The organism is Pseudomonas gingeri (assembly GCF_013385635.1).
GTDB lineage: Bacteria > Pseudomonadota > Gammaproteobacteria > Pseudomonadales > Pseudomonadaceae > Aquipseudomonas > Aquipseudomonas gingeri_A.
On the sequence record NZ_JACAPR010000010.1, the window covers coordinates 406,259 to 427,465 of the forward strand.

A 21,207-nucleotide genomic window follows, 5' to 3' on the forward strand; every position below is an offset into this window, starting at 1 on the left:
TCTACTGCTCCGGTGTATCGGAGGGCTCCGGGTCGCCGCCGTACTCCTGGCCCAGTTCGACACGGTTTTCCTCGACCCAGCCACTGAAGTCCTCACCGCCCTTGGCGATGTACATGACCTGGGCCCAGCCGTCCTCGGTGCTGGCGTACACCGTCAGGCTGTCGCCGGGAACGACAAAGACCTTTTTGCTGATACAGGCACTGCTGGGCGCACTGTGGAAGTACGCCCGGCCCTTGCCGATCACCTTGCCTTCGACGGGCGGGCGGTAGCTGCCGGCTTCGGCATTGGCCTTTTCATGCAGGGCAGCGCAATCGACGGGGGCGTCTGCGGCCCGGGCCAGGGGCGAGAGGCTCAGCAGCAGGCAGGCAAGGGGCAGCAGGCGGGCGGGGCGTTCCATGCGGGAGGTGTCCATCGAAAAGTTGGAAAAGGTGGCGATCATAAGGCAAGGCCGGTTGCCGATCAGCCGGGAAGGGCAACGGGCGTGAGCACCGGTTTGCCGGAAAAATACGCCAGCAGATTCTCCGCCACCAGGTTGACCGTGGCTTCGGAGGCCTCCGGCGAGAGACCGGCAACATGGGGCGTGAGCACGACGTTGGGCAATGCCTTGAGCACGTGCGGCACGTTCGGCTCGTCATCGAAGACGTCCAGGGCGGCCCCGGCGATCCGGTCTTGTTCCAGGGCGGCCACGAGGTCGTCGGTCAGCACCACGCTGGCGCGGGCGATATTGACGATAAAGCCGTTCGGACCCAGCGCCTCCAGGGCTTGCCGGCCGATCAGACCGTGGGTGCCGGCGCCGCCCGGCGTAGCGACGATCAGGAAGTCGGAGGCCTGCGCCAGTTCGACCGGGGTTGCGCAGTAGGCATAGTCGATGTCTTCGCGCTGGCGGCGATTGTGGTAGCTCACCGACATGCCAAAACCGAGGGCCGCGCGTTGGGCAATCGCCACGCCGACCGCCCCCATGCCGAGGATGCCCAGGCGCTTGCCGCCCAGGGACGGACGCATCAGCTTGCGCCATTCACCACGGCGTACCGACGCGTCGGCGCGGGGAATATCGCGTACCAGCGACAGCAGCAGGGCCATGGCGTGATCGGCCACCGACGATGCATTGGCACCGGCGCCGTTGGTCACGATGATGCCGCGTTGGGCCGCGGCGTGCAGGTCGACCTTTTCGTAGCCGGCGCCGATCACACAGATGATTTCCAGCCGGGGCAGGGCGGCGATCTCCTCGGCAAACAGGCCCAGCGGGCCGCGAGTGAGTACGGCGTTGATGCGTTCGCCATGCTCGGCGATGGCTTGCGCGCGAAGCTCTCGGGTCGGCGCGAGGATCAGCTCGAAGCCGTGCTTCTGGATGATGGGCAGGTAGTCGTTGACAGTTTCCACGAGTACCAGCAGCACGTTGCTCATGTGTTTCTCCGGGCCGTATCAATAAGCGTGACCGGCAAGGCATCACCCTGCCGGTGGTTGAGCTCAGGTTGCTCTGACGCCGTAGCGACTTCGGTAATCACTGGGCGAGAAACCGGTGATTTTCTTGAAGGTCGAACGGAATGCACCTGGGTCCTGGTAACCCACGGTCCAGGCGATATGGTCGACGGTGCCGTTGGTGAATTCAAGCATTTCCCGCGCCTTGCCAACCCGCAGGTGCTGGCAGTACTCCGTCGGGCGCAGGCCGGTGGCGGCGCGAAAGCGGCGCAGAAAGGTGCGTTCCTCCAGGCCGGCCTTGTCGGCCATGGCATTCACGCTCACCTCAAGCGCGCCGCTGCTTTGCAGCCAGTGCTGGACCTTGAGGATCGCCGCATCGCCATGCCCCAGGATCGGTGCAAAGTTACCGGCGCACCCGCTGTTGTCACGGTGTTCGATCAGCAGGTAGCGCGCGGTGCGCGTAGCGATGCCCGGCCCCAGCAGCCGTTCGATCAGGCGCATGCCCAACTCGGACCAGGCCATCAGCCCGGCGGTGGTGATCAGGTCGCCATCATCGATGATCGGCTTGTCGGTATCGAGCCGTATCTGCGGGTAGAGCGCGGTAAAGGCCTTGGCCGAGTTCCAATGGGTGGTAGCGGGGCGCTGGTCGAGCAGGCCGGTCTGCGCGAGCACGAAGGCGCCCATGCACACGGAGCCGATGATCGCCCCACGGCTGTGTTGTTCGCGGACCCAGGTGGCACTGAGTTGCAAGGCGGCGGGCGAGGGGGTATCGCCCAGCGACGGAGGAAGAACCACGGCCACCGGATGGCCGTCCACGCCTGGCAGGCTGTCATAGATCCGTTCGAGCGATTCGCCCGTGGCAACGGTGGCCCAATGGCTGACACGCAGCCGCCGGGCGGTATCGCCGTGCTCGGCGACCATGCGGTTGGCCACGCTGAACAGGTCGGTCAGGCCATGGACGGCGGCGGTCTGCGCGCCGGGATAGAGGAGCAGGCCGATCTCTGCCACGGCGCTGTCGTTACGCCCTTCGGTTGTCGTGGTGCGATCGATGGCGGCCGTGGGCGCGTCCATTGTCAGTTTTCCCCTCGAAAGTGTCGGTCCGGCCAATCCCCGGAACACCGTGGGAACTGGATACTTGATCCGGTAGAGCAAAGCAACCGAACGCTGCACCACTCAATCGAGGAAGATGATATGTCCGTACAAGCGCTGATCCTGGTGGATATCCAGAACGACTATTTCCCAGGCGGAAAATGGACCTTGAGCGGCGCCGATGCGGCGGCCGACAAGGCCGCCGCGATTCTGGCCGCAGCGCGTGAGGCGGGTGACCTGGTGGTGCATGTCCGCCATGAGTTCGCCAGCGCCGATGCACCGTTCTTTGTGCCAGGTTCCGAAGGGGCGCTGCTGCACGCCAAGGTCCTCAACCGCGCCGACGAGCAGGTGATACTCAAGCATTTCGTCAACTCGTTTCGCGACACCGAACTGGCAACGGTACTGGAAAGCAATGGCATCAAGGAACTGGTGGTGGTCGGCAGCATGAGTCACCTGTGCATCGACGCGATCACCCGCGCGGCGGCTGATCAGGGCTACACGGTCACGGTGATTCACGATGCCTGTGCTTCGCGGGACCTGGAGTTCAATGGCCTGACGGTGCCGGCGGCCCATGTGCACGGGGCGTTCATGGCCTCCCTGGCGTTCGGTTATGCCACGGTGGTCTCCGCCGAGCAGTGGCTGGCGCGCTAAGCCGTCACGGACGGACGTGATCCCCCGGCAGGCAGCGGCCTGCCGGGGAGTCGGTTATTGAGTTGCCCCCAGAATCGCTTTGGGTTCGAGGAACGCCTCGAGCCCGAAGGTCCCGTATTCGCGCCCGATCCCCGACTGCTTGAAGCCGCCGAAAGGTGCCTGCGGTTCATGGGCCAGGGTATTGATCAGCACGCGCCCGGCCTCGATGCGCCCGGCGACCTGGCGGGCCCGTTCGACATCCCGGGACATCACATAGGCTTGCAGGCCATAGGGCGTGTCATTGGCGATTCGCAAGGCTTCTTCCTGGTCACGGTAGGTGATGATCGACAGCACCGGGCCGAAGATCTCCTCGCGGGCGATGGTCATGTCGTTGGTCACGCCGCTGAACACGGTCGGCTGCACGAACCAACCGGCTTGCAGACCTTCCGGCAGGCCTTCGCCACCGCTCAGCAGGCGGGCGCCGCTGTCGATACCGATACGGATGTAACGCTGGACCCGCTGCCATTGTTTCTCGCTGACCATCGGTCCGATGCTGGTGTCCCGTGCCCTCGGGTCGCCGGAGCGGATAGCGCCGATGGCCTTGAGGACGGCGGCCTCGACCTCGGCCAGGCGCTGCTCCGGGACCAGTATCCGGGTTCCGGCGACACAGGCCTGGCCGTTGTTCATGAAGCCGGCCTGCAGGGCCATGGGAATGGCCTGGTCGAGGTCGGCATCGTCGAGAATGACTACCGGGGACTTGCCGCCCAGTTCGAGGGTGACGCGCTTCAGCGTCTCGGCGGCGGCCCGCAGGATGGTCTTGCCGACCAGGGTCGAGCCGGTGAAGGAAATCTTCGCCACGTCCGGATGGCTGCTGATCCGGGCGCCGACGGTTTCGCCGCGGCCGGTGACGATATTGAACACGCCGGGCGGCAGGTCGGCCGCGTGCAGGGCTTCGGTGACGATGCGGGTCTGGATCGCGCTCATTTCACTGGGCTTGATCACCGCCGTGCAGCCGGCGGCGAGGGCCGAGGCGAGTTTGCCGCAGATAAAACCGGCGTTGCTGTTCCATGGCGTGATCAGGCCGGCGACACCCAGGGGCTGCATGCTGACTTCGGCGGTCCCGGCCTGGCGGATGAAAGCATAGTTTTCCAGGACCCGTGCCGACTCCAGCAGCACGTTCGCTGCGTGCTGGGCCATCCACCGCGAACGGGAAGCCGGTGCGCCGTATTCTTCGATCAAGGCATCGTTGAGCTCGTCCTCACGGGCGGTGATGGCCGCATGCATGCGTTGCAGCATTGCCAGGCGCTCGGCCTTGCTGGTACGCGAAAAGGCCGGGAAAGCCGCCTTGGCGGCGGCGATGGCGGCGTCGGCGTCCTCCTCATCGCCCAGGCGGACCTGGCCGATGACCTGGCCGGTGGCCGGGTTGTACAGATCGAACAGCTCCTGGCCATGGGGCGTGACAAAAGTACCGTTGATATAGATGTGATCAATGCGTTGCATGACAGCTCCAGAGCGTGCACGGGTGGTGTCGAACACGGTATGGGACTAGGATTGATCTGATAAGCCGGACAGAGCGGCATGACTTGATGAGTGATTTGGGATAATGCGGACTTCAGGCCTGACAGAGCTGGAAGCGGTGCTGGCGGTGGCCCGGCACCGGAGTTTTCGGGCCGCGGCGGCCGAACTGGAGGTCTCGACCTCGGCCCTGAGCCATGCGGTGTCGGCGCTGGAAAGTCGGATCGGTGCCCGCTTGTTCAACCGCACGACCCGTAGCGTGGCCTTGTCCGAGGCGGGGGCACAGTTTGTCGAAAGCATTTCGCCGGCCATGTCGACCATTCGCCAAGCGATGGAGCAGGCGGGCAGTCACGCCGGCATTCCCATCGGGACCTTGCGGATCAACACTGCCACGGGTGCGGCGAAGCAGGCGATGCCGTTGTTCATCGAGTACATGCGGCGTTATCCGCAGATGCACGTGGACATCGTTACCGAGGGCAAGCTGATCGATATTGTCGTCGAGGGCTTCGATGCCGGGATTCGCCTGCACCACAGCGTGCCCCAGGACATGATCGCCATCCCGTTGGGCTTGCCGTTGCGCCTGTTGGTGCTGGGCAGCCCGGAGTACTTCTCGCGCAATCCCGTGCCGCAGACCCCGACCGACCTGCTCAAGCACCGCTGCATTCGCCTGCGCTTGCCGAGTGGGCGGATCTATCACTGGGAGTTCGAGCGCCATGGCGAGACCCATGCGGTGGATGTCCAGGGCGTGCTGACCCTGGATGAGTCGACCCTGGTACTGGAGGCGGCGCGTGCGGGGCTGGGGCTGGTGTATGCGACGCAGTGGAACGCCGCCGCCGACCTGGCGGCGGGGACGCTGGTGCCGGTCCTGGAAGACTGGACGCCGCCGTTTGACGGGCTGTCGCTGTACTACCCGGGCCGCCGCCACGTACCGGCGGGGCTGCGGGCATTGATCGAACTGATCAGGGAGCGCAACGGCCAGCCTTAATGCGCCTCTCCCGCCTTGATCCCCGCCGGTAGCGTCTTGGTCAGCAGCACCGCCAGCATGCTGATGCCCAGGGCAATGCCGACAAAATGGAAGGCGTCGTTGTAGGCCATGATCAAGGCCTGCTGGTGGGTGATTTCACTGAGTTTGCCGAGGGCCGCGGTGTCGCTGCCCAGCTTGTCCGCCAGCAGCGCCAGGCGCTCGGCCACTTGCGGGTTGCTCGGGACGATGGCTTCGCGCAGGTAGTCGAAATAGACCTTGGTCCGCGCATCCAGCAGGGTGGCGAGCAGGGCAATGCCGATGGCGCCGCCGAGGTTGCGCAGGATGTTGAACAGGCTCGACGCCGAGCCGGCGTCCTGGGGCAGGATATAGGCGGTGGCGATCAGCGAGATGGTGACCATGATCAGCGGCTGCCCGAGGGCGCGGATGATCTGGATCTGGTTGAACTGCGGACCGGCGAAATCGGGATTGAGCACCCCCGAGGAAAAGCTCGCCAGCCCGAACAGGCCGAAGCCCAGGGCACAAAGCATTTTCGGCGAGACGAATTTCATCAGCTTGGGCACCAGCGGAATCAGGAACAACTGCGGCACGCCCATCCACATGATCACTTCGCCGATCTGCAGGGCGTTGTAGTTCTGGATCTGCGCCAGGTACAGCGGCAACAGGTAGATCGACCCGTACAGACCGACCCCCATGCCCAGGCTGGAAATACTCGACAGGCCGAAATTGCGGTTGCGCAGGATGCGCAGGTTGATCAGCGGGTTGGACCTGGACAACTGCAGGATCACGAAGGTGATCAGGCCCAGCAGGGCGATGCTGCCCAGGGTCACGATCAGTTGCGATTCCAGCCAGTCCTTGCGATGCCCTTCCTCGAGAAACACCTGCAGGCAGCCTAGGCCGATGCCGAGGCTGATAATCCCGGCGTAGTCGGTGCTCTTGAGCAGCTCCCAGTGCGAGTCCTTTTTCTCCAGGCCGTAGAGCAGGCCGCCGATCATGATCAGTCCTGGCGGGATGTTGATATAAAAGATGTACTCCCAGCCCCAGTTTTCCGTGAGCCAGCCGCCCAGGGTCGGGCCGATGGACGGCGCGAAGGTGGCGGTCATGGCGAACATCGCCATGCCCTTGGCGCGGTGGTGCTCCGGCAGCTTGATCAGGGTCAGGGTGAAGGCCAGCGGGATCAGCGCGCCACCGGTAAAGCCCTGCATGGCGCGGAACACGATCATGCTTTCCAGGCTCCAGGCCATCGAGCAGAGCAGCGACGAGACGAGAAAACCGAGGGATACCCAGACCGCCAGCCGCCGTGCCGAGAGCAACTGCACCAGCCAGGCCGTCAGCGGGATCATTATGATTTCCGCTACCAGATAGGAGGTGGAGATCCACGAGCCTTCTTCCAGGGTTGCCGACAGGGCGCCCTGGATATCCTTGAGCGAGGAGTTGGTGATCTGGATGTCGAGCACCGCCATGAAGGCGCCGAGCATCACGCTCATCACCGCGATCCAGTCCCGCCGGGTCGGTTCGCCGATCGGCCGGATCAGCGCATCACCGGCCATGGGCGGTGTCGCGGATATCGACCTTGACGGTGACCGACATGCCCGGACGGATCCGGCCTTGCAGCGGGTTGTCGGTGGCGAAGGTCAGCTTGACCGGAATCCGCTGCACCACCTTGGTGAAGTTGCCGGTGGCATTGTCCGGCGGCAGCAGGCTGAACTGCGCGCCGGAGGCCGCGAACAGGCTCTCGACGCGGCCCTGGATCGGCGTGTCTTCATAGGCATCGAAGGTCAGCGTGGCGTTCTGGCCGGGCTGCATATGGCCGATCTGGGTTTCCTTGAAGTTGGCCTGGATCCAGATGTCCTGGTCCGGAACGATCGACAGCAGATAGGCGCCTGCCTGTACGTACTGGCCGTTGCGTGCCGCCCGCTGACCGACCAGGCCGCTGATCGGCGCATGGATTTCGCTGCGGGTCAGGTTCAGTTCGGCCTGGGCCAGGTCGACACGGGCATTGGCGATCTGGCCGTCGAGACGCTTGAGCTCGGCGGTGAGGGCATTGACCTGCTGGCGCTGGCTTTGCAGGTCGGCCTGGGCCTTGGCGACCTGGGAGCGGGCGATATGGTTGTCGGCGGACAGGGTAGTGACCCGCTCTTCGGAGACATAACCGGGTTTGCGCAAGGTCTGTGCCCGCGACAGGTCCAGCTGCGAGCGGCCCAGGCTGGCCTGGCTGGATGCTACCTGGGCATCGGCGGCAGCGATCAGGCTGGCCTGCTGGGTCAGTTTGCTCTGGGCCTGCAGGCGTTCGGCCTCGCGGGTGGCGAGGGTGGCATTGGCACGATCGACGGCCAGATGAAAGTCGTCGCCTTCGAGCCTGGCCAGCAACTGGCCTTTTTCCACATGCTGGTTGTCGGCCACCAGTACCTGATCGATACGCGCCCCGAGCTGGCTGGAAACCCGGGTGATCTCGCCCTGGACATAAGCGTTATCGGTGCTTTCATAAAACCGTCCGCGCCAGAACCACTCGGCAAAGAAGCCGAGGGCGATCAACAGGACGATCAGCAGGAAAACAGACAGGCGACGCTTGAGCTGGGCTGGCATGGGCAGGCAACGATCGGGTAATTAGTGAACTGAGCGGTAGACGAATCTGGCACAGCCTAATTGATGGGTAAATGCCATTAACGATTAAAGCCCGCTTTTCGAGGCCTGGCGCCATTTTTAGAAGCAAGGTTGGCTTATATGCCCTGTATCTGGCGGCCTGTGCTGGAGGCGAGGTGCATCGGCCTGTTACCATTCGCCCTTTGTTTTATCTCTATTTCGAGACCGCCCATGACCACCGTTCGCACTCGCATCGCGCCATCGCCTACTGGGGATCCCCATGTTGGTACCGCCTACATTGCCTTGTTCAACTACTGCTTTGCCAAGCAGCATGGCGGTGAGTTTATCCTGCGGATCGAAGACACCGATCAGTTGCGCTCGACCCGCGAGTCCGAACAGCAGATTTTCGATGCGCTGAACTGGCTGGGCATCACCTGGGCCGAAGGCCCGGACGTCGGCGGCCCGCACGGCCCGTACCGGCAGAGCGAACGTAGCGAAATCTACAAGAAGTACACCCAGCAACTGGTCGACATGGGCCATGCCTTCCCGTGCTTCTGCACCGCCGAGGAGCTGGACCAGATGCGTGCCGAGCAGATGGCCCGTGGCGAAACCCCGCGCTACGACGGCCGCGCGCTGTTGCTGTCGAAGGAAGAAGTGGCCCGCCGCCTGGCCGCTGGCGAGCCCCATGTGATCCGTATGAAGGTGCCGACCGAAGGTGTCTGCGTGGTGCCGGACATGTTGCGCGGCGAGGTCGAGATCCCGTGGGATCGCATGGACATGCAAGTGTTGATGAAGACCGATGGCCTGCCGACCTACTTCCTGGCCAACGTGGTCGACGACCACCTGATGGGTATCACCCACGTGCTGCGTGGCGAAGAGTGGCTGCCATCGGCACCGAAACTGATCCTGCTCTACGAGTACTTCGGCTGGGAACAACCGCAGTTGTGCTACATGCCGCTGCTGCGCAACCCGGACAAGAGCAAGCTGTCCAAGCGCAAGAACCCGACCTCGGTGACCTTCTACGAGCGCATGGGCTTCATGCCCGAGGCGATGCTCAACTACCTGGGCCGCATGGGCTGGTCGATGCCGGACGAGCGCGAGAAGTTCTCGCTGCAGGAAATGGTCGACAACTTCGATCTGTCGCGCGTCTCCCTCGGTGGGCCGATCTTCGATATCGAGAAGCTGTCCTGGCTCAACGGCCAGTGGCTGCGCGACCTGCCGGTGGAAGAGTTTGCCAGTCGCGTACAGAACTGGGCATTGAATCCCGAGTACCTGATGAAGATCGCGCCACTGGTCCAGGGCCGGGTCGAGACGTTTAGCCAGGTCGCACCCCTGGCGAATTTCTTTTTCGCCGGCAGTCTGCCGCTGGAGGCCAAGCTGTTCGAACACAAGAAGCTCGCGCCGGATGATGTGCGCAAGCTGATGCAACTGATCCTGTGGAAACTGGAAAGCCTGCGCCAGTGGGAGAAGGACAGCATCACCGCGACCATCCAGGCGGTGGTCGATGCCCTGGAGTTGAAGCTGCGCGATGCCATGCCGCTGATGTTCGCCTCGATTACCGGGCAGGCCAGTTCGGTATCGGTGCTCGACGCCATGGAAATCCTCGGCCCGGACCTGACGCGCTTCCGCCTGCGCCAGGCGCTGGACCTGCTGGGTGGTGTATCGAAGAAAGAAAACAAGGAATGGGAAAAGCTGTTGGGCACGATTGCCTGAGCCGGTGTCGGCCACGCCGCCTCCGTTTCATGGGGCGGAGGCGTGGCCGACAACCCCTGGTTTTTCGGGGGGAGGGCGGTAAGTGATTGTTATCCCGGAAAATTCTTTTGAAAATTGTTTAAAAAAAATTTGACAGGGGAGTAGGTCGCACTTAATATGCGCCCCGTCCACAAGACAACACGGAAACACGGCGGCAACGACGGTGTGAAGTGAATGTCGAATGTGGGGCTATAGCTCAGCTGGGAGAGCGCTTGCATGGCATGCAAGAGGTCGACGGTTCGATCCCGTCTAGCTCCACCAATTTAGAAGCTGCAGGGTGGGCTACACTGCCCTGGAGTTTGTATCGAAAGATCGGAACCAGCACCGATCAGGTACACAAAGGGTTACGTCCCCTTCGTCTAGTGGCCTAGGACACCGCCCTTTCACGGCGGTAACAGGGGTTCGAGTCCCCTAGGGGACGCCAGTTTTACAGAAGTGACATTGCAACTGATGCCACTCCGCCGCGAGGCGAAAAACCTGGGGCTATAGCTCAGCTGGGAGAGCGCTTGCATGGCATGCAAGAGGTCGACGGTTCGATCCCGTCTAGCTCCACCAATTTACACTTCAGGATCTGGCCACACCGATCTTGAAGCTGTAGGAGCAGGCTTGCCGGCGATGAGATCAACACGATGTTCTGTCGAACCGCGTTGCATCAATCGCCCAGCAGTCTGATCCTGCAATTGTTAGAAGGGTTTGTGTCCCCTTCGTCTAGTGGCCTAGGACACCGCCCTTTCACGGCGGTAACAGGGGTTCGAGTCCCCTAGGGGACGCCACGATTGCCCGCTCTGCGGGATTTTATAAGGGTCATTCAATCATTGAATGGCCCTTTTGTTTGTCTGGCGTTTGACCTTTTCGCCCTGAATCCCGTTTTCGCCATTTATTGTCAGACCAGCGGTCATACTTAAGCCTTGCGAAAAAATATTATGCGAATAATATTTCCATTGTAATATTTGGAGGTGGCAATGAACGATAAGAAAGCTCAGACCCGCGAGCGAATCCTGCAGGCCGCCAGCGCTGCCCTGATCCAGCGTGGCCCGGCCGAGCCGAGTGTCAGCGAAGTGATGGCGGCTGCCGGACTGACCGTGGGGGGGTTCTATGCGCATTTCGAGAGCAAGGATGCGCTGATGCTCGAGGCCTTCAAACAGTTGCTGTCGCAACGCCGGGCGAAAATGGACGACGTCGACAGCGAGCTGCCCGGCGAAGAGCGTCGTGCGCTGTTTGCCGCCTTCTATTTGTCGCGCAAGCACCGTGATGCCGTCGATCATGCCTGTCCGCTGCCCGCCGTGGTCGGCGAGATCGGCAGCCTGCCGGCGTGCTTTCGCGAAGCGCTCAACGAACATGTGGAATTGATGGTCGCGCAACTCGCGGCCAGCCCCGAGGACACCGACAAGGCCCTGGCCGATATCGCCCTGATGATCGGCGGCCTGGCCGTTGCGCGGGCGTTGGGAGCGGGCGAGTTGTCCGACAGATTGCTGCGCGCTGCCAAGTCGGCAGTGCTCTGACAGGTTTCACCCCTGGCCTGAGGTAACACGCGATGAGCACTTTGAGTTGGATTCGTGGCATCAATGGCACCTTGGGTCGAGTGGCGCCACGGGTGGTCGCTAGCCGCATGCGCCAGGCTTTCATGACCCCCCGCGAGCGCTTGCCCCGGGACTGGGAGTTGCCGCTGCTGGCAACCGCGGAACGGATCACCCTGCGCTTCGGCCTTTCCGCCCTGCGCTGGGGGCAAGGACCCACTGTACTGCTGATGCACGGCTGGGAAGGGCGGCCGACGCAGTTCGCCAACCTGATCAATGCGTTGGTGGCGGCCGGTTATACCGCCGTCGCGCTGGACGGTCCGGCCCATGGTCGTTCGCCGGGGCGCGAGGCGAATGTGGTGGTGTTTGCCCGGGCCTTGCTCGAGGCTGCCGCCGAACTGCCGCCGCTCAAGGCGGTGGTCGGCCATTCCATGGGCGGTGCCAGTGCGATGCTCGCCACTCAGCTCGGACTGCGCACCGAAGCCCTGGTCAGTATCGCCGCCCCGGCCCGGGTGCTGGGCGTGCTACGTGGTTTCGCGCGTTATGTCGGCTTGCCGCCGCGGGCGCGTTCGGCGTTTATCCGTGAAGTCGAACGGGATGTCGGGATGCGTGCGGCGCACCTGGATATCGAGCACTACCAGATGGATATGCCAGGGCTGATCGTCCATGCCGAAGATGACCGAATGGTCGGCGTGGATGAATCACGACGTATTCACGAAGCCTGGTTCGACAGCCGTCTGCTGCGCCTGGAAAGCGGCGGCCACCTGCAGGTGCTGGCCGATCAGCGGTTTATCGACGGTGTGCTCGCACTGCTGGCGGGCCGCAGCCTCGCGCAGCGTCAATCGGCCTGATCCGTTACACTGCCCCGGTCTTTGAATTGACCGGGAGCGGTACATGAGCTGGGATCTGGCGACACCCTTCACCCTCGACCTGCAGGTGGCCGCCGAGGACATCGACGGCCTCGGGCACGCCAATAACGCGGTGTATGTCACCTGGCTGGAACGTTGTGCCTGGCGCCATTCCCAGCGCCTGGGGCTGGATCTGGTCGAGTATCGCCGGCTGGACCGGGCGATGGCGGTGGTGCGCCACGAAATCGATTACCTGGCCGCGGCCTATGAAGGCGACGAACTGCAGCTGGCGACCTGGATCGTCGACTGGGACCAGCGCCTGAAGATGACCCGGCGCTTTCAACTGGTCCGTCCCAGCGACAACCTGACGTTGTTGCGCGCGCAAACCACCTTTGTCTGCATCGAGCTGTCCAGTGGCCGGCCCAAGCGCATGCCGGTGGAATTTCTCGAAGGTTACGGTCCGGCGGTACAGCCGGTCTGAGGATGTACCGGTTTGCGGAAGAACCCCGTAAACTGCCGCACCTTTTTTGTCCGGTTTTTGAAGAGAGTCACCCATGCAAATTGCCCTGGCGCCCATGGAGGGGTTGGTCGACAACATCCTGCGTGATGTCCTGACCCGCGTTGGCGGCATCGACTGGTGCGTCACCGAGTTTATCCGGATCAATGACTCGCTGTTGACGCCGGCCTACTTCCACAAGTTCGCTCCCGAACTGCTGACCGAGGCCCGGACCGCTGCCGGCGTGCCGCTGCGCGTGCAACTGTTGGGTTCCGATCCGGTGTGCCTGGCGGAAAACGCGGCGTTGGCCTGTGAGCTGGGCTCGCAGGTCATTGACCTGAACTTCGGCTGCCCGGCCAAGACGGTGAACAAGTCCCGGGGCGGGGCGGTGCTGCTCAAGGAACCGGAGCTGCTCAACCGCATTGTCGAACAGGTGCGCCGCGCGGTGCCGGCGCATATCCCGGTGACGGCGAAGATGCGCCTGGGCTTCGACAGCCCTGACGGTGCGCTGGTCTGCGGCACGGCCCTGGCCGAAGGTGGCGCGTCGCAGATTGTCGTGCACGCGCGGACCAAGGTCGACGGCTACAAGCCGCCCGCCCATTGGGAGTGGGTGGCGCGGGTGCAGGAGGTGGTCAAGGTGCCGGTGTTCGCCAATGGCGATATCTGGTCGGTGGAGGACTGGCGACGTTGTCGCGAGGTCTGCGGCGCCGAGGACTTCATGCTTGGCCGCGGCCTGGTGTCGCGCCCGGACCTGGCCCGGCAGATCGCGGCGGCGCGGGCCGGCGAAGAGGTGGTCGAGATGAGCTGGGCCGACCTGCAACCGCTGATTCGTGACTTCTGGGCGCAGGTGGTCACGCAACTGACGCCGCGCCAGGCGCCGGGCCGCCTGAAGCAGTGGCTGGCAATGCTGACGCGCAATTACCCCGAGGCCGTCGAGCTGTTCAATACCGTGCGCCGGGAGACCGATTGCGACGCGGTCGGGCGTCTGGTGAATGCGCCGCTGGCTGAAGTCGCCTGAAAAAAATCAGCACACTCTCTTGAAATGCGTAGGGGCGCTCCTATCTAAGGGGTACGCGATGCCGAATTCGGGTCGCGGCTAAAACCACTCGCTGAATTTCAGGAGATTGACATGACTACCGCATTTTCCCTGGCTCCACTGTTCCGTTCTTCCGTCGGCTTCGACCGTTTCAACGACCTGTTCGAAACCGCACTGCGCAATGAACCCGGCAGCAGCTACCCGCCCTACAACGTCGAAAAGCACGGCGAAGACCAGTACCGTATCGTTGTCGCGGCCGCCGGCTTCCAGGAAGAAGACCTGGAACTGCAAGTCGAGAAAGGCGTGCTGACCGTCAGTGGCGGCAAGCGTGAACCCAAGGCTGAAAACGTCAGCTACCTGCACCAGGGCATTGCCCAGCGTGCCTTCAAGTTGTCCTTCCGCCTGGCCGATCATATCGAGGTCAAGGCCGCCGGTCTGAGCAACGGTCTGTTGAATATCGACCTGCTGCGGGTCGTGCCGGAGGAGGCGAAAGCCAAGCGCATCCCGATCAACGGCGCGCAACAACCGGCCTTGCAGCACTAAGCGCAAGCCCGCAAGACAGAACCCCGCCTCGGCGGGGTTCTTTGTTTGAGCGATGCCAAGAGCCGATACCTTTTGTGGCGAGCGGGCTTGCCCGCGCTCGGCTGCGAAGCAGTCGTAAAACCGGCTACTGCGTTCTGTCTGTCACACTGCGATCACTGCTTTCAGGGCCGCTTCGCGCCCCAGCGCGGGCAAGCCCGCTCGCCACAAGGGATAGTGCGATGGCTCAGGTCAGCAGTGTCCTGAATTCCTCGATGGGCAATGGCCGGCTGTGCAGGTAGCCCTGGTACAGATGGCAGCCCAGGCCCTCGAGGAACACCAGTTGCTCCGGCAGTTCCACGCCTTCGGCAATCACCGTGAGGCCGAGGCTGCGGGCCATGGCGACAATCGCGCGGATGATCTCGGCGTCGTTGGGGTCGTGGGTCGCGTCGCGGACAAAGGACTGGTCGATCTTCAGCGCGTCCACCGGCAGGCGCTTGAGATAGGTCAGCGACGAATAGCCGGTGCCGAAATCATCCATGGCGAAACTGACGCCGAGCTTGTTCAGACGACGCATCTTGCTGATGGTGTCCTCCATGTTCTGGATCACGATACCTTCGGTGATTTCCAGCTTGAGCATCGATGACGGCACGTTGTGTTGCAGCAGCGTGCGTTCCACCCGTTCGACGAAGTCGGCCTGGCGGAACTGGCGCGGGCTGATGTTCACGCACAGGCTGAAGGAGTGCAGGATCAGTCCGTCGCGCAGTAGCACGCCGAATGCTTCGCAGGCATGGTCGAGGATCCAGGTGCCGACCTCGAGGATCAGCCCGCTGTCTTCCAGCACCTTGATGAATTCGGTGGGCGATTGCGCGCCAAGCTCCGGATGATGCCAGCGCACCAGAGCTTCGGCGCCGACGATGCTGTTGTCGCGGGCGTCGACCTGAGGCTGGAAGTGCACACTGAACTCGCCCCGGGAAAGGGCCTGGCGCAAGTCGTTTTCCATGCGCAGGCGTTCGCTGGCGGCCTTCTGCATGGTGCTGTGGAACATCTGGGTGATATTGCGCCCGGAGTCCTTGGCCCGGTACAGCGCGATATCGGCGCGCTTGAGCAGGTCGGCCGGGGTCGAGCCGTGGTCCGGGATCAGTGCCACGCCGATGCTCGGCGTCACCTGCAGGCGCTGGCCGTCGAGGAACATCGGCTCGGCCAGCAACTCGCGGATCGTATCGGCCAGGTCGCGGACCTTTTGCGTGACTTCGCTGCGCGAGCCGTCGAGGCCGCTGAGCAGCACCACGAACTCGTCACCGCCGAGGCGGGCCACGGTGTCTTCGGTGCGCACGCTGGCTTCGAGGCGGGCGGTGACCACCTTGAGCACGGTGTCACCCACCGGGTGGCCGAGGGAATCGTTGATGTGCTTGAAGTGGTCCAGGTCGAGGAACAGCAGGGCGCCGCGCAGATTGTGGCGCTTGAGCAGGGCGATCTGCTGGCTCAGGCGGTCCATCAGCAGGGCGCGGTTGGGCAGGTTGGTCAGCGGGTCGTGGTAGGCCAGGTGGCGAATCTGCGCCTGGGCGTTCTTCAGCAGGCTGATGTCCCGGGCGGTCAACAGCAGGCAGGCGGTTTCGTTGAGGGTGATGGGTTCGACCGACACTTCCACCGTCAGTACGTCGCCGCGCTTGTTGCGCCCGAGCATGTCGCGATGGGGGACATGGCCCTTTTCCTTGAGCTCGGTGAGCAGGGCGGTGCGCTGTTTATGGTCGGCCCAGATGCCCAGTTCATAGACGGTACGGCCGATCACTTCGCTGCTGGTGTAGCCGGTCAGCCGGCAGAAACCGTCGTTGACCTCCAGGTAGCGCCCGCTGTCGCGCTCGGTAATGGTGATGGCGTCGGGGCTGGAGTGGAAGGCCTTGGCGAATTTCTCCTCGCTGGCCTTGAGCGCGGCTTCGGCCCGTTGCTGCTGGGTGATATCGCGCAGGGTGGTGACGATGCAGGGCTGCTCCTCGACCACGATCTGTCGGCTGGTGATCACGCAGGTCAGGGCCTGGCCGCTCTTGTGGTGGACGATCACCGCGACATTGTTCAGCGCCTGGTCGCGAATCACCTGCTGGATACGTTGCAGGCGCTTGGCCGAATCGTCCCAGAGGCCGATCTGTTCGGCGCTGCGGTGGCGGATCTCGTCGATGTTCCAGCCAAAGGTCTGGGTGAAGGCCGAGTTGATCTCGATAAACTGCCCGCTGTCCTGCAGGGTCACGCAGATCGGATCGGGGCTGGCCTGGAACAGGCTGGCGAACTTCTCTTCCGAGGCTTGCAGGCGCTGTTCGCGCTCGACCTGCTCGGTGATGTCGAGCAGGGTGCCGGCCATGCGCAGCGGATTGCCCTCGCTGTCGCGGTAGAGCCGCGCGCGGCTTTCCAGGTAGCGCGAGGTGCCGTTTTCCAGCTGCACCCGATAGGTCAACTGGTAGTTGCCCGCCGGGCCTTCGCGCAGGCTGCGATAGGCCTGGCGCATGTTGTCGCGTTCTTCGGTGGGCACACCGTCGAAGAATGCGTCGAAGGATTCATGGAAAGGTTGTGGCTCCAGGCCGTGCAACTGCGCCGCCCGCGCCGAACCGTAGAGCATGCCGCTGGGGATGTGCCAGTCCCAGGTGCCCAACTGGGCCGAATCCAGGGCCAGGTCGAGGCGTTCCTGGCTGTCCTTGAGGGCCTGCTCGGCGTTTTTCTGTTCGGTGGTGTCGAGAAAGGTACTGAGCAGGTAGGCCTGACCTTCCAGTTCGACCCGCTGGGCACTGAGGATGCCGTCGTGGATCTTCCCGTTGCTGCCGCGGAACTGCACTTCCTGGCTGACCGACTCGCCCTTGGCCCGCAGGGACTTGACCAGCCGTTCGCGCTCCTCGGGATGCACCCACAGACCCAGCTCCACGGTGGTCAGGCCGATCACCTGGAGTGCCGGCCAGCCGAACAGGCTTTCGAAATACTGGTTGGCCTCGCTGATCAGGCCGTCCTCCTCGCGGGTCAGCAGGACCATGTTCGGCGACAGGTGGAACAGCGTGGCAAAGCGTTTTTCCGAGCTGCTGAGGGCGTGTTCGCGCTGGCGCTGGTGGGTGATTTCGCGGATCACACCGATCATTCGCGGTTTTCCGCGCTTGTCCGGCAGCAGGCTGCCATTGATCTCCAGCCAATGCAGGCTGCCGTCCGGCCAGCGGATGCGGTGATGCATCGCCTGTTCCAGCGGCTCTCCGGCCAGCACGGCATGAAAGGCCCTTATTGTCCGGGCACGGTCTTCGGCTGGCAGCAGTTCCAGGTAATCGAGGTCCTTGGGCAGTGGCTGATGCGGATCGAAGCCGAACAGCGCCTGGGTGCCGCGGGACCAACTGATCAGCCCGCTTTCGATATCCCAATACCAGGCCCCGAGGCGTGCGCCATTGAGCGCTGCCAATAGCTGCGGGGCGTTTTCCCAGCTCTTTTCCGACTCGTGAGGGTCGAGGGCATGGATGCGTGGCAAGGGTGGAATACGGCTAGCATGCTTGGGCATCAACAGCAGTCCTTGGGGTGGAAGGAACGTTTTTGCTGCAAAAGACCTGATGGGGCGAGCCAGGCCTGGCTTATGCCGATAAGGCCGGCAAATCCGTCTGCCCATCCAATAACGCCATAAAGGCCCGCGCGGCGTTCGACAGCGTCCGTTCGGTATGCAGGATATAGCCTAGCTGGCGACTCAGTTGTATGCCCGGTAAAGGTATGCGTGCCACCTGATCGTCGAGCATGGTGCGCGGCAGCACGCTCCAGGCCAGACCGATGGACACCATCATCTTGATGGTTTCCAGGTAGTTGGTACTCATGGCGATATTCGGTGTCAGGCCCTGGGCTTCGAACAGGCGCTGGACGATATGGTGGGTAAAGGTATTGCCGCCGGGGAAGACCGCCGGGCGGTGGGCGATATCCCTGAGGCTGACCGTACCGCTGCTGGCCAGCGGATGCTCGGGGGCGACGACAAAATCCAGCGGATCGTCCCACACCGGTACGGCGCGGACCAGGTGATGCGGTTCCGGCGCCAGGGTGATGACCGCCAGTTCGGCACGGCCGTGGAGAATTTCCTCATAGGCCACCTCCGAATCGAGGAACTGGATATCCAGCGCCACCTGCGGGTACTGCCGGGTAAAGGCTCGCAGCAGCGGGGGCAGGCGGTGCAGGCCGATATGATGGCTGGTGGCCAGCGTCAAGCGCCCGCTGACTTCGCCGGTCAGGTTGGTCAGGGCCCGGCGGGTGTCATCCAGCACATTGAGAATCTGGTAGGCCCGGGGCAGCAGGGCCCGGCCCGCCTCGGTCAGGCCGACTTCGCGACCCAGCCGGTCGAACAGCCGCACATTGAGTTGCTGCTCCAGTCCGGCGATCCGTTTGCTGATGGCCGGCTGGGTCAGGTGCAGGCGTTCACCGGCGCCGGAGAAGCTTCCGGTCTCGGCAATGGCGATAAAGGCGTTGAGGTTGGCCAGGTCCATTATCTGTATTCCATTTGGTTATCCAAAGCATAAAAATTATGAATTTGAGTTATTCACTCTAACCCCCTAGGATCGACCTCACAAGCCAAAGGGTTATTGAGAATAGTCATCAATAAACCGGGGCATAGAAACAAGCTGATGAGGAAACGTCTGATGGCCGGCAAAACGCTTTACGACAAGCTTTGGGATTCCCATGAAGTGAAACGGCGCGACGATGGGTCGTCGCTGATCTATATCGACCGTCACATCATCCACGAAGTGACCTCGCCGCAAGCGTTCGAAGGCCTCAAGCTGGCCGGGCGCAAGCCTTGGCGGGTCGACTCGATCATCGCCACGCCGGACCACAACGTACCGACCACCCCGGAACGCAAGGGCGGTATCACGGCGATCGCCGACCAGGTGTCGCGCCTGCAGGTGCAGACCCTCGACGATTACTGCGATGAATATGGCATCACCGAGTTCAAGATGAATGACGTGCGTCAAGGCATCGTCCACGTGATCGGCCCGGAGCAGGGCGCGACCTTGCCGGGCATGACCGTGGTCTGCGGTGACTCCCATACCTCGACCCACGGCGCCTTCGGGGCCCTGGCCCACGGTATCGGCACCTCCGAGGTCGAGCACGTGTTCGCTACCCAGTGTCTGGTGGCGAAGAAAATGAAGAACATGCTGGTGCGTGTCGAAGGCCAGTTGCCGTTTGGCGTGACCGCCAAGGACATCGTCCTCGCCGTGATCGGCAAGATCGGTACCGCTGGCGGCAACGGCCACGCCATCGAGTTCGCCGGCAGTGCGATCCGCGACCTGTCCGTCGAAGGCCGCATGACCATCTGCAACATGTCCATCGAAGCCGGTGCCCGTGTTGGCCTGGTGGCCGCCGATGAAAAGACCGTGGCTTACGTCAAGGACCGTCCGTTCGCACCGAAAGGCGCCGAGTGGGACCTGGCTGTCGAGGCCTGGAAAGACCTGGTGTCCGACGCCGACGCGGTGTTCGACACCGTGGTCGAGCTCGATGCCGCGCAGATCAAGCCACAGGTCAGTTGGGGCACTTCTCCGGAAATGGTCCTGGCGGTTGACCAGAACGTACCGGACCCGGCCAGGGAGACCGACCTGGTCAAGCGCGGTTCCATCGAACGGGCGCTCAAGTACATGGGGCTGCAGGCCAACCAGGCGATCACCGATATCCAGCTCGATCGCGTATTCATCGGTTCCTGCACCAACTCGCGGATCGAAGACCTGCGTGCCGCGGCGGTGATCGCCAAGGGTCGCAAGGTGGCTTCGACCATCAAGCAGGCCATCGTGGTACCGGGCTCCGGCCTGGTGAAGGCCCAGGCGGAAGCGGAAGGCCTGGACAAGATTTTCCTCGAGGCCGGTTTCGAGTGGCGTGAACCGGGCTGTTCCATGTGCCTGGCGATGAACCCGGACCGCCTGGAAAGCGGCGAGCACTGCGCGTCGACCTCCAACCGCAACTTCGAAGGGCGCCAGGGCGCCGGCGGGCGTACCCACCTCGTCAGCCCGGCCATGGCCGCTGCGGCTGCCGTCAACGGTCGTTTCATCGACGTTCGCGAATTGATCTGAGGACAATCACATGAAAGCCTTTACCCAGCACACCGGTCTCGTCGCGCCGTTGGATCGTGCCAACGTCGACACCGACCAGATCATTCCCAAGCAATTTCTCAAGTCGATCAAGCGCACCGGCTTCGGTCCGAACCTGTTCGACGAGTGGCGCTACCTGGATGTCGGCTACGCCTACCAGGACAACTCCAAGCGCCCGTTGAACAAGGATTTCGTCCTCAACGCCGAGCGTTACCAGGGCGCCAGTGTCCTGCTGGCGCGGGAAAACTTCGGTTGCGGTTCCAGCCGCGAACATGCGCCGTGGGCCCTGGACGAGTACGGCTTCCGCAGCATCATCGCGCCGAGCTATGCCGATATCTTCTTCAACAACAGCTTCAAGAACGGCCTGTTGCCGATCATCCTCGACGAGAGCGAAGTCGACGAACTGTTCCAGCAGGTCGAAGCGACCCCGGGCTACCAGTTGACCGTCGATCTCGCCGCACAGACCGTGACCCGTCCGGACGGCAAGGTCTACCACTTTGAAGTCGATGCGTTCCGCAAGCACTGCCTGCTCAACGGCCTGGACGATATCGGCCTGACCCTGACCGACGGTGATGCGATCGCGGCCTTTGAAGCCAAGCACCGGGCGAGCCAGCCGTGGTTGTTTCGCGACGTTTGATTCGAGGCTGACATGTCCTGTGTAGGAGCCGGCTTGCTGGCGATGAGGCCCTTGAGCCCTGTATTGATCTCAGGGGCGCCATCGCCGGCAAGCCGGCTCCCACAGGGTTG

Annotated in this window: 18 protein-coding genes and 4 tRNA genes; 14 read left to right on the plus strand and 8 right to left on the minus strand. The window is 63.1% G+C overall.

Annotation, left to right across the window (positions count from 1 at the left end):
* Position 1: 1 nt before the first annotated feature.
* The 3 genes from HX851_RS12255 to HX851_RS12265 form a co-directional block, all read right to left on the minus strand.
* Entirely contained in the window at positions 2–397 is a 396-nt protein-coding gene (locus HX851_RS12255) for an SH3 domain-containing protein (protein ID WP_177056360.1), read from the minus strand.
* A gap of 62 nt (positions 398–459) precedes the next feature.
* Entirely contained in the window at positions 460–1,404 is a 945-nt protein-coding gene (locus HX851_RS12260) for a 2-hydroxyacid dehydrogenase (RefSeq protein WP_177056359.1), read from the minus strand.
* Positions 1,405–1,467: 63 nt separating this feature from the next.
* Positions 1,468–2,490 carry a GlxA family transcriptional regulator gene (locus HX851_RS12265; RefSeq protein WP_177065525.1) on the minus strand — a complete coding sequence of 341 codons (1,023 nt, stop codon included), beginning with the start codon at positions 2,488–2,490 and terminating at the stop codon, positions 1,468–1,470.
* 120 nt (positions 2,491–2,610) lie between these two features.
* Between HX851_RS12265 and HX851_RS12270 the strand changes: the two genes are divergently transcribed.
* A complete protein-coding gene (locus tag HX851_RS12270) occupies positions 2,611–3,159 on the plus strand; it encodes a cysteine hydrolase family protein (protein WP_177056357.1) in 549 nt (182 codons plus the stop codon).
* Between the two features lie 54 nt (positions 3,160–3,213).
* Here HX851_RS12270 and HX851_RS12275 read toward each other — a convergent pair whose 3' ends face one another.
* Positions 3,214–4,638 (minus strand): aldehyde dehydrogenase family protein, encoded by a 1,425-nt coding sequence (locus HX851_RS12275; RefSeq protein ID WP_177056356.1) that lies wholly within the window; start codon positions 4,636–4,638, stop codon positions 3,214–3,216.
* A 103-nt stretch (positions 4,639–4,741) separates the two neighbouring features.
* Here HX851_RS12275 and HX851_RS12280 point away from each other — a divergent pair, with 103 nt between their 5' ends.
* On the plus strand, positions 4,742–5,638 hold the full coding sequence (locus tag HX851_RS12280; RefSeq protein WP_177056355.1) for a LysR family transcriptional regulator: 897 nt from the start codon (positions 4,742–4,744) through the stop codon (positions 5,636–5,638).
* On the opposite strand, the gene HX851_RS12285 is transcribed toward HX851_RS12280, so the two are convergent.
* Both HX851_RS12285 and HX851_RS12290 read right to left on the minus strand, forming a co-directional pair.
* Positions 5,635–7,185, minus strand: coding sequence for an MDR family MFS transporter (locus HX851_RS12285; RefSeq protein WP_218173441.1), 1,551 nt, complete (start codon positions 7,183–7,185; stop codon positions 5,635–5,637). The genes HX851_RS12280 and HX851_RS12285 overlap by 4 nt on opposite strands.
* A complete protein-coding gene (locus HX851_RS12290; RefSeq protein ID WP_177056354.1) occupies positions 7,175–8,221 on the minus strand; it encodes an HlyD family secretion protein in 1,047 nt (348 codons plus the stop codon). Before HX851_RS12290 ends, HX851_RS12285 begins: the two co-directional genes overlap by 11 nt.
* 228 nt (positions 8,222–8,449) lie before the next feature.
* Here HX851_RS12290 and gltX point away from each other — a divergent pair, with 228 nt between their 5' ends.
* From gltX to HX851_RS12340, 10 genes are all read left to right on the plus strand, one after another.
* On the plus strand, positions 8,450–9,931 hold the full coding sequence (gene gltX / locus HX851_RS12295; protein ID WP_177056353.1) for a glutamate--tRNA ligase: 1,482 nt from the start codon (positions 8,450–8,452) through the stop codon (positions 9,929–9,931).
* Positions 9,932–10,155: 224 nt separating this feature from the next.
* Positions 10,156–10,231 (plus strand) — tRNA-Ala (locus tag HX851_RS12300).
* Positions 10,232–10,318: 87 nt separating this feature from the next.
* Positions 10,319–10,394: transfer RNA gene (locus tag HX851_RS12305), tRNA-Glu, on the plus strand.
* Positions 10,395–10,449: 55 nt separating this feature from the next.
* Positions 10,450–10,525, plus strand: a tRNA-Ala gene (locus tag HX851_RS12310).
* A gap of 142 nt (positions 10,526–10,667) precedes the next feature.
* Positions 10,668–10,743: transfer RNA gene (locus tag HX851_RS12315), tRNA-Glu, on the plus strand.
* Positions 10,744–10,932: 189 nt separating this feature from the next.
* Positions 10,933–11,472, plus strand: coding sequence for a TetR/AcrR family transcriptional regulator (locus tag HX851_RS12320; RefSeq protein WP_177056352.1), 540 nt, complete (start codon positions 10,933–10,935; stop codon positions 11,470–11,472).
* Between the two features lie 32 nt (positions 11,473–11,504).
* A complete protein-coding gene (locus HX851_RS12325) occupies positions 11,505–12,338 on the plus strand; it encodes an alpha/beta fold hydrolase (protein WP_177056351.1) in 834 nt (277 codons plus the stop codon).
* A 43-nt stretch (positions 12,339–12,381) separates the two neighbouring features.
* Positions 12,382–12,816: an acyl-CoA thioesterase gene (locus HX851_RS12330; protein ID WP_177056350.1), complete on the plus strand. Its 435-nt coding sequence runs from the start codon at positions 12,382–12,384 to the stop codon at positions 12,814–12,816.
* A 73-nt stretch (positions 12,817–12,889) separates the two neighbouring features.
* Positions 12,890–13,849, plus strand: a complete 960-nt coding sequence (locus HX851_RS12335) for a tRNA dihydrouridine synthase (RefSeq protein WP_177056349.1) — start codon at positions 12,890–12,892, stop codon at positions 13,847–13,849.
* A gap of 111 nt (positions 13,850–13,960) precedes the next feature.
* The gene (locus HX851_RS12340; protein WP_177065526.1) at positions 13,961–14,410 is read left to right on the plus strand and encodes an Hsp20 family protein; all 450 of its coding nucleotides are present in this window, start codon (positions 13,961–13,963) and stop codon (positions 14,408–14,410) included.
* A 223-nt stretch (positions 14,411–14,633) separates the two neighbouring features.
* Here HX851_RS12340 and HX851_RS12345 read toward each other — a convergent pair whose 3' ends face one another.
* Both HX851_RS12345 and HX851_RS12350 read right to left on the minus strand, forming a co-directional pair.
* Positions 14,634–17,909 carry a PAS domain S-box protein gene (locus HX851_RS12345; RefSeq protein ID WP_177056347.1) on the minus strand — a complete coding sequence of 1,092 codons (3,276 nt, stop codon included), beginning with the start codon at positions 17,907–17,909 and terminating at the stop codon, positions 14,634–14,636.
* Between the two features lie 70 nt (positions 17,910–17,979).
* On the minus strand, positions 17,980–18,870 hold the full coding sequence (locus HX851_RS12350; protein WP_177056346.1) for a LysR family transcriptional regulator: 891 nt from the start codon (positions 18,868–18,870) through the stop codon (positions 17,980–17,982).
* A gap of 153 nt (positions 18,871–19,023) precedes the next feature.
* Between HX851_RS12350 and leuC the strand changes: the two genes are divergently transcribed.
* Together leuC and leuD are read left to right on the plus strand one after the other, a co-directional pair.
* Entirely contained in the window at positions 19,024–20,442 is a 1,419-nt protein-coding gene (gene leuC, locus HX851_RS12355; protein WP_177056345.1) for a 3-isopropylmalate dehydratase large subunit, read from the plus strand.
* Between the two features lie 10 nt (positions 20,443–20,452).
* On the plus strand, positions 20,453–21,097 hold the full coding sequence (leuD, locus tag HX851_RS12360) for a 3-isopropylmalate dehydratase small subunit (RefSeq protein ID WP_177056344.1): 645 nt from the start codon (positions 20,453–20,455) through the stop codon (positions 21,095–21,097).
* Positions 21,098–21,207: the final 110 nt, after the last annotated feature.

Coding starts and splice junctions, on each gene's coding strand:
- HX851_RS12325 (WP_177056351.1), top strand. CDS start 11,505: ATGAGCACTTTGAGTTGGATTCGTGGCATCAATGGCACCTTGGGTCGA.
- HX851_RS12260 (WP_177056359.1), bottom strand. CDS start 1,404: ATGAGCAACGTGCTGCTGGTACTCGTGGAAACTGTCAACGACTACCTG.
- HX851_RS12350 (WP_177056346.1), bottom strand. CDS start 18,870: ATGGACCTGGCCAACCTCAACGCCTTTATCGCCATTGCCGAGACCGGA.
- HX851_RS12345 (WP_177056347.1), bottom strand. CDS start 17,909: ATGCCCAAGCATGCTAGCCGTATTCCACCCTTGCCACGCATCCATGCC.
- leuD (WP_177056344.1), top strand. CDS start 20,453: ATGAAAGCCTTTACCCAGCACACCGGTCTCGTCGCGCCGTTGGATCGT.
- HX851_RS12275 (WP_177056356.1), bottom strand. CDS start 4,638: ATGCAACGCATTGATCACATCTATATCAACGGTACTTTTGTCACGCCC.
- HX851_RS12280 (WP_177056355.1), top strand. CDS start 4,742: ATGCGGACTTCAGGCCTGACAGAGCTGGAAGCGGTGCTGGCGGTGGCC.
- HX851_RS12290 (WP_177056354.1), bottom strand. CDS start 8,221: ATGCCAGCCCAGCTCAAGCGTCGCCTGTCTGTTTTCCTGCTGATCGTC.
- gltX (WP_177056353.1), top strand. CDS start 8,450: ATGACCACCGTTCGCACTCGCATCGCGCCATCGCCTACTGGGGATCCC.
- HX851_RS12255 (WP_177056360.1), bottom strand. CDS start 397: ATGGAACGCCCCGCCCGCCTGCTGCCCCTTGCCTGCCTGCTGCTGAGC.
- HX851_RS12265 (WP_177065525.1), bottom strand. CDS start 2,490: ATGGACGCGCCCACGGCCGCCATCGATCGCACCACGACAACCGAAGGG.
- leuC (WP_177056345.1), top strand. CDS start 19,024: ATGGCCGGCAAAACGCTTTACGACAAGCTTTGGGATTCCCATGAAGTG.
- HX851_RS12285 (WP_218173441.1), bottom strand. CDS start 7,185: ATGGCCGGTGATGCGCTGATCCGGCCGATCGGCGAACCGACCCGGCGG.
- HX851_RS12320 (WP_177056352.1), top strand. CDS start 10,933: ATGAACGATAAGAAAGCTCAGACCCGCGAGCGAATCCTGCAGGCCGCC.
- HX851_RS12270 (WP_177056357.1), top strand. CDS start 2,611: ATGTCCGTACAAGCGCTGATCCTGGTGGATATCCAGAACGACTATTTC.
- HX851_RS12335 (WP_177056349.1), top strand. CDS start 12,890: ATGCAAATTGCCCTGGCGCCCATGGAGGGGTTGGTCGACAACATCCTG.
- HX851_RS12340 (WP_177065526.1), top strand. CDS start 13,961: ATGACTACCGCATTTTCCCTGGCTCCACTGTTCCGTTCTTCCGTCGGC.
- HX851_RS12330 (WP_177056350.1), top strand. CDS start 12,382: ATGAGCTGGGATCTGGCGACACCCTTCACCCTCGACCTGCAGGTGGCC.